This is a genomic window from Streptomyces kanamyceticus (assembly GCF_008704495.1).
GTDB lineage: Bacteria > Actinomycetota > Actinomycetes > Streptomycetales > Streptomycetaceae > Streptomyces > Streptomyces kanamyceticus.
The window spans coordinates 8755303-8767332 of record NZ_CP023699.1; the positions used below are offsets into that span (position 1 = coordinate 8755303).

A 12030-nucleotide genomic window follows, 5' to 3' on the forward strand; every position below is an offset into this window, starting at 1 on the left:
GCGGTATGGCCGGAACACCACTCGGCGAGCCAGGTTCGGCGCAGCACATCGTGCACCTGGTCTCCTCGGGGGCGGCCACCTCCCGGGCCGATCTCGTGCGCGAGCTGGGCCTCGCCCCCTCGACGGTCTCCCTGCGGGTCCAGGAGCTGGTCGACGCCGGGCTGCTCACCGAGTCCGGCGAGGGCGCCTCGCGCGGCGGCCGCAGGCCACGCCTGCTTCGGGTGGCCGCGCACGGCGGCGTCGCCCTCGCCGCCGACCTCGGCAGCCATCACGCGCGGCTCGGCGTGGTCGACCCCGGTGGCACCGTCACGGACGCCGTCGACCTGCCGCACGACATCACCGCGGGACCCGAGTCCGCCGTCGACTGGCTCTGCGGCCAGGCCGACGCGCTCGTGGCCCGCCAGCGCGCCGAGGGGCGCACGGTACGCGCGTTCGGCGTCGCCTTCCCCGGCCCCGTCCAGCCGGGCACAGGGCGCGTCCTGAGCCCGTCCCGCATGCCGGGCTGGCACCGCTACCCGCTCCGCGACGTCCTCGCCGAGCGGCTCGGCATCCCCGTCACCGTCGACAACGACGCCACGATGATGGCCGTCGGCGAACACCGTGTCGCACGCCCCGAACTCGACCACCTCGTCGTCGTCAAGGCGGGCCGCGGCATCGGCAGCGGCGTCATCTCCGCGGGCCGTCCGCACGACGGCGCCAACGGCAGCGCGGGCGACATCAGCCACGTACGCGTGGACGCCGCCGGTGACCGGCCGTGCAGCTGCGGCAACATCGGCTGCCTGGAGACCGTCGCCAGCGGCGCCGCGCTGATCCGTGAACTGGCCGGACAGGGCGTCGAGGTGGCCGACACCACGGATCTGCTGCGCCTCGTCGCGGACGGCGACCCGCAGGCCACCACCCTGGTGCGCACGGCGGGACGGCACATCGGCACCGTCCTTTCCGTGGTCGTCAACTTCTTCAACCCGCAGGCCGTGGCCCTCGGCGGGGTCCTCGCCACCGCCGAGCCGCTGGTCGCCGCCGTGCGCGGCGTCCTCTACGAGCGCTGCCTGCCGCTCGCCACCGCCGACCTGGAGATCACCACCACCGTGACCGGTGTCGACGCGGGCCTGCTCGGCGCGGGCCTCACCGCGCTGAGCCACCACCTCCCCACCTCCCCGGCAGCCCCCGCACCCCAGGAAGAGAGCGCCCCCGCATGACCCCCTCCGCGAACCGCCGCCTGCGCATCGGCATCGGCGGCATCGGCATCGAGTCGTCCACGTTCTGTCCGCACCGCTCCACCACCGACGACTTCCGGCAGACCCGCGGTCAGGACCTCCTCGACCGCTACACATGGACACGGGCCGATGCCGACCTCGCGCGGACCGTGGAGTGGGTGCCCCTGCTGCACGCGACCTCGCTGCCCGGCGGTCCGGTGGAAGCGCGGTCGTACCTCACCCTCAAGAACGAACTCGTCACGCGCATACGGGAAGCGGGACCTCTCGACGGCCTCGTCTACGACATCCACGGCGCGATGAGCGTCATCGGCCTGACCGACGCCGAGGCCGACCTCACCGAAGCGGTGCGCGCCGCCCTCGACTTCGTGGGCACGCCGGACGGCACGGGCCGCCCCATGATCTCCGCCGCGATGGACCTGCACGGCAACGTCTCGCGCCGCTTCGCCGAACCCGTCGACCTGCTCACCGCCCACCGCCTCGCCCCGCACGAGGACGCCTGGGAGACCCGCGAGCGCGCCGCCCGCAACCTCGTGCGCTGCCTCCTGGACGGCACCAGGCCGCACCGCGCCTGGGTACAGGTCCCCGTCCTGCTCCCCGGCGAGAAGACCAGCACCCGCCTGGAGCCCGCCAAGTCCCTCTACGCCTCGCTCGCCGACGTCGAACGGCTGCCCGGGATCCTCGACGCCGCGATGTGGGTCGGCTACGCCTGGGCCGACGAGCCGCGCTGCAAGGCCGCGATCGTCGTCACCGGCGAGAACGCCGAACTCGCCGCGGCCGAGGCCGAGAAGCTCGCCCTGCGCTACTGGGAGGCGCGCCGCGACTTCGTCTTCGTCGGTCCCACGGGCGGCGCGCGGGAGTGCGTCGAGCAGGCCGTCGCGTCCGACAAGCGCCCCTTCCTGATCAGCGACTCGGGCGACAACCCGACCGCGGGCGGCGCGGGCGACCTGGCGTACATGCTCGGTACGCTCCTGGAGAACGACGCCGTCCGCACGGGCCGGGTCACCGCCGTCCACCCCGGCATCACCGATCCGGTCGCCGTCGCCCGCTGCTTCGAGGCGGGCGTGGGCGCCGAGGTCACCCTGAGCGTCGGCGGCAAGGTCGACGCGAACCACGGCGGCCCTTACGAACTGACCGGCACCGTCGTGGCGTTGCAGCGCGCCACCGAGCAGAAGGACCGTGCGGAGGGCGGCGCGTACGACCGTGGTGTCGACATGGCGGCCGTGCGCAGCGGCGGCCTCACGGTCGTCCTCGTCGAGCGCCGCAAGCCGTTCCACACCCTCGCCGACTTCATGGGCCCCAAGGACGGCGGCCTCGGCATCGATCCCCGTACGTACGACCTGGTGGTCGTGAAGATCGGCTACCTGGAGCCGGAACTCTACGACATGGCCGCCGACTGGCTGCTCGCCCTCACGCCCGGCGGCGTCGACCAGGACTTGCCGCGCCTGGGACACCACCGCGTCGAGCGGCCGCTGTACCCGTTCGACGAGGACGCGTACGCGGACTCGGCGCCGGACCTGACGCCCGTCCAACTGCCGCCGCTCGCCAGGTGAGAAGGGGGTTCACCGGCGCGAACGGGTCTGGAAGGGTGATCCCTTCGAGCCGCCCACCGCGCAGAGGAGCCCCCCCCCCGTGAAGCGTGCCGCCACCCTGTCCGCCCTGGTCTGTCTCCTGTCCTTCACCGCCGCCGCGCCCGCGTCGCCCGACGCGGCCCGGCGGCCGGACAGCCGTCCTGACCGGCACCACGGGACGCTCCTCGACGCGGTCCCGAAGAGGGGCGTCCTGAAGGTCTGCACGACCGGCGACTACGCGCCGTTCACCAAGCTCGACCCCGACAAGGGCACCTACAGCGGCGTCGACATCACCATGGCGCACGACCTCGCCAAGAGCCTCGAAGCCAAGCCGAAGTTCGTGGCCACCACCTGGGCGAACCTCACCAAGGACGTCGCGGCGGGCCGCTGCGACATCGGTGTCGGCGGCGTCTCGATCACGCTGCCGCGCGCCCGCCAGGTGTACTTCAGCGAGCCCACGCGCGAGGACGGCAAGACGCCGATCGTGCGCTGCGCCGACAAGGAGAAGTTCGGGGAGGGCGCGCTCACGGACATCGACAAGGTCGGCACGACCGTCGTCGTCAACCCCGGTGGTACGAACGAGCAGTTCGCCCGGGCGAACATCAAGCAGGCGACCATCAAGCTCCACCCGGAGAACACCACGATCTTCAAGGAGATCATCGAAGGCCGCGCCGACGTGATGATGACGGACGCCAGCGAGACGCTCTACCAGTCGAAGATCCACCCCGAACTGTGCTCGCTCCACCCGGAGAAGCCCTTCACCTTCTCGGAGAAGGCGTACGCGACGCCGCGCGGGGACGACGAGTTCAAGGAGTACGTCGATCAGTTCGTGCACCTCGCCACGCACGACGGGACGTACGCGCGGTACGAGGACGAGTGGATGAAGTGAGCCGGGCCGCGGAGGCCGTTTGGGGCGGCGGTTCGCGGGGACCCGGCGCGGCATGACGGTCCACAAGCGCACCCTGCTCGTCCTCGACTGTTCGGAGCCCGAGCGGCTCGCCGAGTTCTACGCCGGGGTGCTCGGCGCGGAGGTCCGGCTGAGCAAGGACCCCGACTACGTGGAGGTCACCCACCCGGACGGCGTCTGCCTGGCCGTGCACAGGGAGCGCGACTACATCCCGCCCAGCTGGCCCCGGCCCGAGGACTCGCAGCAGGCCCATCTGCGCATCATGGTGGCCCGTGACGACATGGACGAGGCGGAGCGCGAGGTGGTGGGCCTCGGCGCGCGCCCCGTCGACACGAAGGACAACAACGGCCCCCGCGACACCCGGACCTACTCCGACCCGGCGGGCCACTCCTTCACGCTCGCGGCGATCCCGGAGTGACCATGCCGCGAACGTGAGCGGGCGATCGGTCGTCGCGAGGCTCAGACGGAGCGCAGATACTGCTCGGGCACCCGTACCTCGGCGCCGAGTTCGCGCGCCGCGCGCCGTGCCCACGAAGGGTCGCGCAGCAGTTCACGGCCCAGGAGCACCGCGTCGGCCTCGCCGTTGGCGAGGATCTTCTCGGCCTGTTCCACCTCGGTGATCAGCCCGACGGCCGCGACCGGCAGCTCCGTCTCGGCCTTCACCCGCGCGGCGAAGGGGACTTGGTAGCCAGGACCGACGGGGATGCGCACGCCCGCCGCGTTGCCCCCGGTGGAGACGTCGAGCAGGTCGACGCCGTGCTCCTTGAGGTCGGTGGCGAAGCGGACGGTGTCGTCCGGCGTCCAGCCGCCCTCCGTCAGCCAGTCGGTGGCGGAGACGCGGAAGAACAGCGGCTTGTCCTCGGGCCACACCGCCCGCACGGCGTCGACCACTTCGAGGGCGAAGCGGGTGCGGTTCTCGTACGAGCCGCCGTAGTCGTCGGTGCGCCTGTTGCTGTGCGGGGAGAGGAACTCGCCGATCAGATAGCCGTGCGCGCCGTGGATCTCGGCGACCTCGAACCCGGCGGCCAGCGAGCGCCGCGCGGCGTCCGCGAACTGCGCCACGATCTCCCGGATCCGCGCGACGGTCAGCTCCGTCGGCACCGGGTGGCGCTCGTCGAAGGCGACCGGGCTCGGGGCGAGGGTCTCCCAGCCGTGCGCCTCGGGGCCTATCGGGGCACCGCCCTTCCAGGGCCGCTCGGTCGACGCCTTGCGACCCGCGTGGGCGATCTGCACGCCCGCAACCGTGCCCTGGCTCTTGAGGAGGTCCGTGATCCGGCGGAACGCCTCGACCTGCGTGTCGTTCCAGATCCCCAGGTCGTACGGGCTGATGCGGCCCTCGGGGCTGACCGCGGTGGCCTCGACGATGATCAGGCCCGTGCCGCCGGTGGCGCGGGCCCCGTAGTGCGCGAGGTGCCAGTCCCGCGGGGCGCCGGCCTCCGGCCCCTCGGGCAGCGCCGAGTACTGGCACATCGGGGGCATCCAGACCCGGTTGGGGATGGTCAGCGATCGCAGGGTGTACGGCTCGAACAGCGCGCTCACGGCGGACTCCATTCGTCACGGCTGATGTGCTGCTCGTACGATAACCATCGTAGTACGGCGCATGTCAAACTACGATGGATCTCGTACAATGGCTGGAAGGGGCCTGCCGGACATGTCGAACGCGCCGCGTGTCGGAAACCTGGTGGCTGACGCCGTCCAGTGCTGTTCGATGTACGCCAGCACGGGACTGCATCAGCACGGATGTACGGACGGGAGCGCTCGGGAACATCGGGCGCACGACGAGGAGCCGCCATGACCATCGCCGCCACCACCAGCAGCAGAACGCTCATCCATCCCGCAGCCAAGGACATCCGCCTCGAGGGGGTGCTGCACGCGCTCGCCGACCCCATGCGCATGCGGGTGGTGCGAGATCTGGCCAAGGAGGAGGGCGCGGAGCTCTCCTGTTCCTATTTCGACCTGCCCGTCACCAAGTCGACCAGCACCCACCACTTCCGGGTGCTGCGCGAGAGCGGTGTGATCCGGCAGATATACCGCGGCACGGCCAAGCTGAGCGTGCTGCGCCGCGACACCCTGGACTCGCTCTTTCCCGGACTTCTCGACAGCGTTCTCGCCGCGGCCGCCAGGGACGCGGACCGGCACGGCGCCGGAGGCTGAGCCCTGCCGGGACGGACCGCTATCCGGACGCTTCCCGTGCCGCCGCCGCGCGCAGCCCGGCCCAGTCCGGGATCTTCACCACGCCGCGCCCGAGCGAGCGGCCCAGCTCCGCCTCCGCGCGTTCGATGGCCAGCCATCCCGCCCACTCGACGGGGCGCAGCCCTGCGGCCCTGAGCGCCGCCAGCGGGTCGTCGGGCACCGTCCTGCGCGCGAGCTCGGGGGCATCGGCGAGCAGGGAGAGGACCGTCTCCTTGGCGCACGGCCGGTTGGTGCCGATGACGCCGGTCGGGCCGCGTTTGATCCACCCCGCCACGTACTCACCGGGTGAGGGGACGCCGTCGCGCAGCACACGGCCCGCCGCGTGCGGCACGGTGCCGAGGGCCGGATCGAACGGCAGCCCGTCGAGCGGCACCCCGCGGTAGCCGACCGAACGCAGCACCAACTGGGCGTCGACGTCCTCGAACCGCCCGGTCCCCGTCACTCCGCCCTTGCCGTCGGGCAGCGTGCGTTCGCAGCGCACCGAGGCCACCCGCCCGTCGGCTCCCGCGCGGAGCGCCACCGGGCGCAGGAAGAAGCGCAGCCGGATCCGCCGGGCGCGCCCCGGCGTCGGGTTCAGGGCCCAGCCGCGCATCACCTCGACGTTGCGCCGGGCCGCCGCAGGCAGGCCCGAGGGGTCGGCGTACGCCGGGTCGAGCGCCAACTCGGCCGGATCCACCACGATTTCGGTGTCCGGAAGCGAGCCGAGCTCCCGCAGCTCCTTGGTGGTGAACCGGGCCTGGGAGGGGCCGCGCCTGCCCACCATGTGGACCTCGCGGACCCGGCTGTCCGCGAGCACGCCGAGCGCCGCGTCCGGCATGTCGGTGGGGAGCAGCTCGGCGGCACCGCGCGCCAGTATCCGGGCGACGTCCACCGCCACGTTGCCCACCCCGATGACGACGGCGGACTCAACCCCCCGTACGAAACCGTCCTGCTGGAAGCCGTCCGTCAGTACGTCGGGATGCGCGCTGTACCAGGAGACGAACTCGGTGGCGGAGTGGCTGCCGGGCAGGTCCTCGCCCGGCACCCCGAGCCTGCGGTCGGCGGCGGCGCCCACGCAGTAGACCACCGCGTGGTAGAGGTCGAGCAGCCGGTCAGGCGGCAGGGCGCCGGGGCCGACCTCGACGCCGCCGACGAAGCGCACGCGTTCGTGTTCGAGGACCGTGCGCAGGTTGTTCTGCAGGGACTTGATCTTCTCGTGGTCCGGTGCGACGCCGTATCTGACCAGGCCGTAGGGGCAGGGCAGCCGGTCGAGCACATCGACCCGCACCTCGGGCGCCCCGTCCCGCTGGACGAGGGTCTGCGCGGCGTACACCCCGCTGGGGCCCGAACCGACGACGGCGACCTGCAGCACGGTGGTGCTCCCTCCGCGAGGTGACCTCGGGACGGTCTCAGGATCGCACCCCGGTCCCGCCAGGGGGAGAGGCGCGACGGGCGGGGCCTCGGGGGTCCGCTGTCAGAGCTGTCAGAGGGGGTGCCCCGCCCTACGTCTGTATGCCCCGCCCTACGTCCGTATGCCCCGCCCTGCGTCCGTGCGCGTGCCGCGTGCGTGCCGTTCCTGATCAAATGCGATCGCGTAGATAGCATGCTTCTGTGCTGAATAGCTCATCTATTGACGTTTCTGAACACTATCGACCGGACGGCACGGCCGGGTGGGGCGGCGGTGGATACGGCGACGGCTTCCCGCCACCCTGGTTCCAGGTGCGGTTGATGTTCGGTGACGGGGCTTCCGTCGATGTGCTCGCGGTGGTGGCGGACGGCCGGATGCCCGCCCCGGACCCGTACGCGAGGCCGCCGATCTCCCTCGACGACTTCGCGGCGCCTGCCGAAGCCGCCGCACCGGCCGCACCCGCCGCGCCTGTCGAGGTGATCGACCCCTTGGTCGAGGACATCGCGAACCACCCGCAGGAACCGCCCGCGCCGAGCCGCCGTGCCCGCCCGTCCTGGCCCCGCGGCGCCGAGGGGCGGCGCACCGTCGCCGAGGAGTACCGCGCGGCACAGCGCGAGGGGCGCGACCCGGTGCTCGCGGTGATGTGCGCGACGGGCCGCAGCCGCCGCAAGTCGCTCAAGCTCATCGCCGCCTCCAGGGACGCGGGCTTCCTGCCGCCGCGCCACAACCGCCGCTGAGGGCGCCCCCGTCGGGGGCCCTCACTCCATGTCCTGCATCCTGCCGATCTCGCTCGTCTGCTGCGCCACCACGTCGTTCGCCATCTCCTCGACCTGGATGTTGTTGCCGTCCGCGAGGAGATCCGTGGCCATCGTGATCGCGCCGTTGTGATGCGTGATCATCAGCTTCAGGAAGAGTTCGTCGAACGCCTTGCCCTTGGCGGCGCGCAACTGCTTCAACTGGGCGTCGGTGGCCATGCCCGGCATCGTGCCGTGGTCGTGAGCGGCATGCTCGCGCGGCCCGCCGTGGCTCTTGAGCCAGCGCTCCATCGCGCCGATCTCCGGCTTCTGCGCCGCGCTGATGCGGGACGCGAGCCGCTTCACCTTCGCCGATTCGGCCCGCTTCGGGGCGAGTTCGGTCATGGTGAGCGCCTGGCCGTGGTGCACGATCATCATCTGCGTATAGGTGAAGTCGGCCGAGTTGGGGGCGTCGTCGTCGGTCCGCCGCTTGGCCGCCTCCTCCGCCGACATGGTGGCCGCCTTCTCACCCGGCTTGCCCGGCGCGATCACCGAGGGGCCGGGTGCCGCCGCGCTCCCGGACTTCGGTCCCGACCCGCCGCTCCCCTCGGAGTCACAGGCCCCGAGGGCGAGAACGGCGATCGTCACGAGCGCGGTGACGGCGGGCGAGCGACGGTAGGGCACGGCAACCTCCTGTGGCACGCGGGGGAGTTGAGGCGAGTTGGAGTCCGTATTAGCACGTTGGTGAGCGTTGGTGATCGGAAAGTCTCGTGACGAGTACGTTGCCATCTGTTGATCTGTGCATGATGAGCACGATACTGCGGGTGTCCGTGAACCGTTCGAGTGCGAACGGCGACAAGGGAGGACGCAGTGACCCTGTTGAACACATCCCGAACCCGGCGCAGACGCCTGGGCATCGGCGCGGCGGCGGCCGGACTGCTCGCCGCGCTGCTCACCGCGGCGCCCGCGGGGGCGACGCCCGACCCCGGCGACTCGCCCGCCGCTCCGAAGAGCGTGTCCAAGAGCGAGGCCGCGGAGGCCAGGAAGGCCATCGAGCGCGGTGAGATACCCGCGCCCGACGAGGTCGTCCACTCGGCCAACATCGAGCATCTGGCCAACATCCCCAAGGACGCGCTGCCCGGTCTCAACACCGACATCGCCTTCCAAGGGAAGTACGCCTTCGCGGGCAACTACGACGGCTTCCGCATCTACGACATCAGCAACCCGAAGGCACCGAGAACCGTTTCACAGGTCCTGTGCCCGGGATCGCAGAACGACGTCTCGGTCTCGGGGAACCTGCTGTTCCTGTCCACCGACTCCTCGCGCAGCGACAACTCCTGCAACAGCACCACGCAGCCCGCGACGGAGAAGTCCTCCTGGGAGGGCATGAAGGTCTTCGACATCAGCGACAAGGCGAACCCCAAGTACGTCTCCGCCGTCGAGACCGCCTGCGGCTCCCACACGCACACGCTGGTGCCCAAGAAGCGGAACGTCTACATCTACGTCTCCTCGTACTCCCCGAACGCGACGTTCCCCGACTGCCAGCCGCCGCACGACGGGATCTCCGTCATCAAGGTGCCGCGCAAGGCCCCGCAGAAGGCCGCGGTGGTGAACTTCCCCGTGCTCTTCCCCGGTGAGGGACCCGACGGCGGCGGCAACCCGGGCGGGCCCACCAACCCGGGCGTCTCCAAGACCACCGGCTGCCACGACATCACGGTGCTGCCGTCGGAGGACCTGGCGGCGGGCGCGTGCATGGGCGACGGGATCCTCTTCTCCATCAAGGACCCGGAGAACCCGAGGGTGATCGACCAGGTCCAGGACAACGAGAACTTCGCGTTCTGGCACTCGGCGACCTTCAACCAGAAGGCCGACAAGGTCGTCTTCACCGACGAGCTGGGCGGCGGCTCGGGCGCCACCTGCAACGAGGCCACGGGCCCCGAGCGCGGTGCCAACGGCATCTATGACATCAAGGGCAAGGGGGACAAGCGCAAGCTGGTCTTCAAGAGCTACTTCAAGATCCCGCGTCACCAGGCCGACACCGAGAACTGCGTGGCCCACAACGGCTCGCTGATCCCGGTCAAGGGCAAGGACCTGATGGTCCAGGCGTGGTACCAGGGCGGCGTCTCCGTCTGGGACTTCACCAACTCGAACAAGCCCAAGGAGATCGGCTACTTCGAGCGCGGTCCGCTCACCACCGACAAGATCACGACCGCGGGTTCGTGGTCGGCGTACTACTACAACGGCCGCATCTACTCCAATGACATCGCCAAGGGCCTCGATGTCCTGAAGATCAACGACAAGCGGACCGACCCCGGCCAGCGGGTCAGGCTCGACGAGCTCAACGTCCAGACGCAGCCGGACTACTTCGACTGAGTCCCGCTCGCGCGGGGCGCCCCGGCCACGAACCGGGGCGGCTGCCGTGGATGCGTCCCGCCGGGCGGTGCCACGCCCGGCGGGACGCCCAGCTCCCAGTCGAGGCCGTAGCGCTGGAAGAGCTCGGCGCGCAGCGCCTGGAGGGGCATCGGCGCGCCGGGCATGAGCAGGGCGAACACCGCGCCCATCAGGAGCGCACGCAGCAGCGGGTACTCCTGGTCGACGTCGTCGGAGCCGTAGCGCTCGACGGTGTCGCGCAGCAGTTCGGCCAGGCGCTGCTGTTCCGGGCACTGCACGAAGCCCTCGGCCTGGAGGATCCCGGCCATGTGGGTGCGCATGAGGCGCGGCCGGTCCACGGCGAGTCCCAGGATCGCGTCGACGGCCCGGGCCAGCCGTTCCCGCCCGTCGTCCGTGTGCGGCTCCCGCTCCAGGGCCGCCGCCAGGGTGAGGTGCATCAGACGGTGCACGGCCGACTGCAGGAGCTGGCGCTTGCCGGGGAAGTAGTACGACACCAGGCCCCTGGCCGCACCGGCCCGGTCGGCGATGTCGCCGAGCTTCGTGGCCTCGTAACCCCGCTCGCTCACGAGCTCCACCGTGGCCTGCAGCAGCCGCTCCCTGGAACGCCTGCGCAACTCTTCATTGACCGATGGGCTACGGGGGGACATTCTGTAACTCCTACGTTGACTGGCCCTGAGCCAATATACTCAGACGACCCGCCGCGGAGACTCTTCACCGGGTTCCCGCGCGGGTTGGACCGGCCCGGGGGCAGGCAGCACCGCGGGGGAGTGTTGCCTGCCCACGGGTCGTTCTGTGGCTGTTCTACGCGCGGTGCCGCTGTGGCCGCCGTGCCCTCTCTCCTCGCCGATCCGGCGCGGTCTCCTTAGAGTGGGTCGGGGGGCCGAGGAGGGTTACCGACATGGACCAGGAGCAGATCCTGAGCCGGATCACGGCGATGGTCGAGGACGAGAAGAAGCTCCGCGACTCCCTCGCCGCGGGAGAGATCGACGTCCCCACGGAACACGAGCGGCTCGGCGCCCTGGAGCGCGAGCTCGACCAGTGCTGGGACCTCCTGCGTCAGCGGCGCGCGAAGAGCGAGTTCGGCGAGGACCCCGACGAGGCGGCGGTGCGGCCCGTCGCGGAGGTCGAGGGGTACCAGTCATGAGCGCGCGGCCGTCCTGAGGAGCGCGCCATGACCGAGCAGCCCGCCGTGACTGAGCAGCCCGCCGCGACCGGGAAGCCCGCCGTGGCAGCCGGGCGGGGCAAGCCGTACCGGGGCGACGCCCTCACCGTCACCTTCGACGCGGCACGCTGCATCCACGCCGCGGAGTGCGTGCGCGGCCTGCCGCAGGTCTTCGACACCGGTCGCCGCCCCTGGATCACGCCCGACGCGGCGCCCGCCGACGAGGTCGCCGAGGTCGTCAGGCGCTGCCCGTCCGGCGCGCTGCGGTACGCACGGGACGACGGGACCAGGGAGACGCCGCCCGCCGAGACGGCGGTGGAGCGCCTGGCCGACGGCCGGATCGTGCTGCGGGGCGACCTGCGGATCCGCACCGGGGACGGGCCGCCGACGCACGAGACCCGGGTGACGCTGTGCGGCTGCGGCCGCAGCGGCAACGAGCCGTACTGCGACCACGCGGGACCGTGCGGGGCCTGA

At 71.5% G+C, this 12030-nt stretch carries 13 protein-coding genes; 9 read left to right on the forward strand and 4 right to left on the reverse strand.

All coding sequences use genetic code 11. The features are described from left to right. Positions 1–5: 5 nt before the first annotated feature. The 4 genes from CP970_RS38020 to CP970_RS38035 all read left to right on the forward strand — a co-directional run bounded on the left by CP970_RS38020 (position 6) and on the right by CP970_RS38035 (position 4107). On the forward strand, positions 6–1196 hold the full coding sequence (locus tag CP970_RS38020) for an ROK family transcriptional regulator (protein ID WP_150494505.1): 1191 nt from the start codon (positions 6–8) through the stop codon (positions 1194–1196). After that, a complete protein-coding gene (locus CP970_RS38025) occupies positions 1193–2764 on the forward strand; it encodes a M81 family metallopeptidase (protein ID WP_150494507.1) in 1572 nt (523 codons plus the stop codon). Before CP970_RS38020 ends, CP970_RS38025 begins: the two co-directional genes overlap by 4 nt. Before the next feature lie 79 nt (positions 2765–2843). Continuing rightward, the gene (locus CP970_RS38030) at positions 2844–3671 is read left to right on the forward strand and encodes a transporter substrate-binding domain-containing protein (protein ID WP_055549458.1); all 828 of its coding nucleotides are present in this window, start codon (positions 2844–2846) and stop codon (positions 3669–3671) included. Positions 3672–3723: 52 nt separating this feature from the next. Next, on the forward strand, positions 3724–4107 hold the full coding sequence (locus CP970_RS38035; RefSeq protein WP_055549456.1) for a VOC family protein: 384 nt from the start codon (positions 3724–3726) through the stop codon (positions 4105–4107). Between the two features lie 41 nt (positions 4108–4148). On the opposite strand, the gene CP970_RS38040 is transcribed toward CP970_RS38035, so the two are convergent. After that, complete coding sequence (locus tag CP970_RS38040; protein ID WP_055549467.1) at positions 4149–5228, reverse strand: NADH:flavin oxidoreductase/NADH oxidase; 1080 nt, start codon at positions 5226–5228, stop codon at positions 4149–4151. Between the two features lie 252 nt (positions 5229–5480). On the opposite strand from CP970_RS38040, the gene CP970_RS38045 reads away from it, so the two are divergent. Beyond that, positions 5481–5843 (forward strand): ArsR/SmtB family transcription factor, encoded by a 363-nt coding sequence (locus CP970_RS38045; protein WP_055549454.1) that lies wholly within the window; start codon positions 5481–5483, stop codon positions 5841–5843. A 19-nt stretch (positions 5844–5862) separates the two neighbouring features. Here the strand turns inward: CP970_RS38045 and CP970_RS38050 are convergent, their stop codons facing one another. Further along, complete coding sequence (locus CP970_RS38050; protein ID WP_055549452.1) at positions 5863–7233, reverse strand: FAD-dependent oxidoreductase; 1371 nt, start codon at positions 7231–7233, stop codon at positions 5863–5865. Between the two features lie 356 nt (positions 7234–7589). Between CP970_RS38050 and CP970_RS38055 the strand changes: the two genes are divergently transcribed. Beyond that, positions 7590–8006, forward strand: coding sequence for a DUF6214 family protein (locus tag CP970_RS38055; protein WP_398656515.1), 417 nt, complete (start codon positions 7590–7592; stop codon positions 8004–8006). Between the two features lie 21 nt (positions 8007–8027). On the opposite strand, the gene CP970_RS38060 is transcribed toward CP970_RS38055, so the two are convergent. Then, positions 8028–8687: a DUF305 domain-containing protein gene (locus tag CP970_RS38060; protein WP_055549448.1), complete on the reverse strand. Its 660-nt coding sequence runs from the start codon at positions 8685–8687 to the stop codon at positions 8028–8030. Between the two features lie 186 nt (positions 8688–8873). On the opposite strand from CP970_RS38060, the gene CP970_RS38065 reads away from it, so the two are divergent. Further along, a complete protein-coding gene (locus CP970_RS38065; RefSeq protein WP_055549446.1) occupies positions 8874–10376 on the forward strand; it encodes an LVIVD repeat-containing protein in 1503 nt (500 codons plus the stop codon). Here the strand turns inward: CP970_RS38065 and CP970_RS38070 are convergent. Beyond that, a complete protein-coding gene (locus CP970_RS38070) occupies positions 10364–11041 on the reverse strand; it encodes a TetR/AcrR family transcriptional regulator (protein ID WP_055549444.1) in 678 nt (225 codons plus the stop codon). The two genes, CP970_RS38065 and CP970_RS38070, sit on opposite strands and share 13 nt — an antisense overlap. Before the next feature lie 251 nt (positions 11042–11292). Between CP970_RS38070 and CP970_RS38075 the strand changes: the two genes are divergently transcribed. Both CP970_RS38075 and CP970_RS38080 read left to right on the forward strand, forming a co-directional pair. Next, on the forward strand, positions 11293–11538 hold the full coding sequence (locus tag CP970_RS38075; RefSeq protein ID WP_055549443.1) for a DUF2630 family protein: 246 nt from the start codon (positions 11293–11295) through the stop codon (positions 11536–11538). Positions 11539–11565: 27 nt separating this feature from the next. Continuing rightward, complete coding sequence (locus tag CP970_RS38080; protein ID WP_079043645.1) at positions 11566–12030, forward strand: (4Fe-4S)-binding protein; 465 nt, start codon at positions 11566–11568, stop codon at positions 12028–12030.

Bases quoted from the DNA above. Each gene is read 5' to 3' on its own strand.
- CP970_RS38070 (WP_055549444.1), bottom strand. From the start codon at position 11,041: ATGTCCCCCCGTAGCCCATCGGTCAATGAAGAGTTGCGCAGGCGTTCC.
- CP970_RS38035 (WP_055549456.1), top strand. From the start codon at position 3,724: ATGACGGTCCACAAGCGCACCCTGCTCGTCCTCGACTGTTCGGAGCCC.
- CP970_RS38025 (WP_150494507.1), top strand. From the start codon at position 1,193: ATGACCCCCTCCGCGAACCGCCGCCTGCGCATCGGCATCGGCGGCATC.
- CP970_RS38075 (WP_055549443.1), top strand. From the start codon at position 11,293: ATGGACCAGGAGCAGATCCTGAGCCGGATCACGGCGATGGTCGAGGAC.
- CP970_RS38045 (WP_055549454.1), top strand. From the start codon at position 5,481: ATGACCATCGCCGCCACCACCAGCAGCAGAACGCTCATCCATCCCGCA.
- CP970_RS38080 (WP_079043645.1), top strand. From the start codon at position 11,566: ATGACCGAGCAGCCCGCCGTGACTGAGCAGCCCGCCGCGACCGGGAAG.
- CP970_RS38055 (WP_398656515.1), top strand. From the start codon at position 7,590: ATGTTCGGTGACGGGGCTTCCGTCGATGTGCTCGCGGTGGTGGCGGAC.
- CP970_RS38020 (WP_150494505.1), top strand. From the start codon at position 6: ATGGCCGGAACACCACTCGGCGAGCCAGGTTCGGCGCAGCACATCGTG.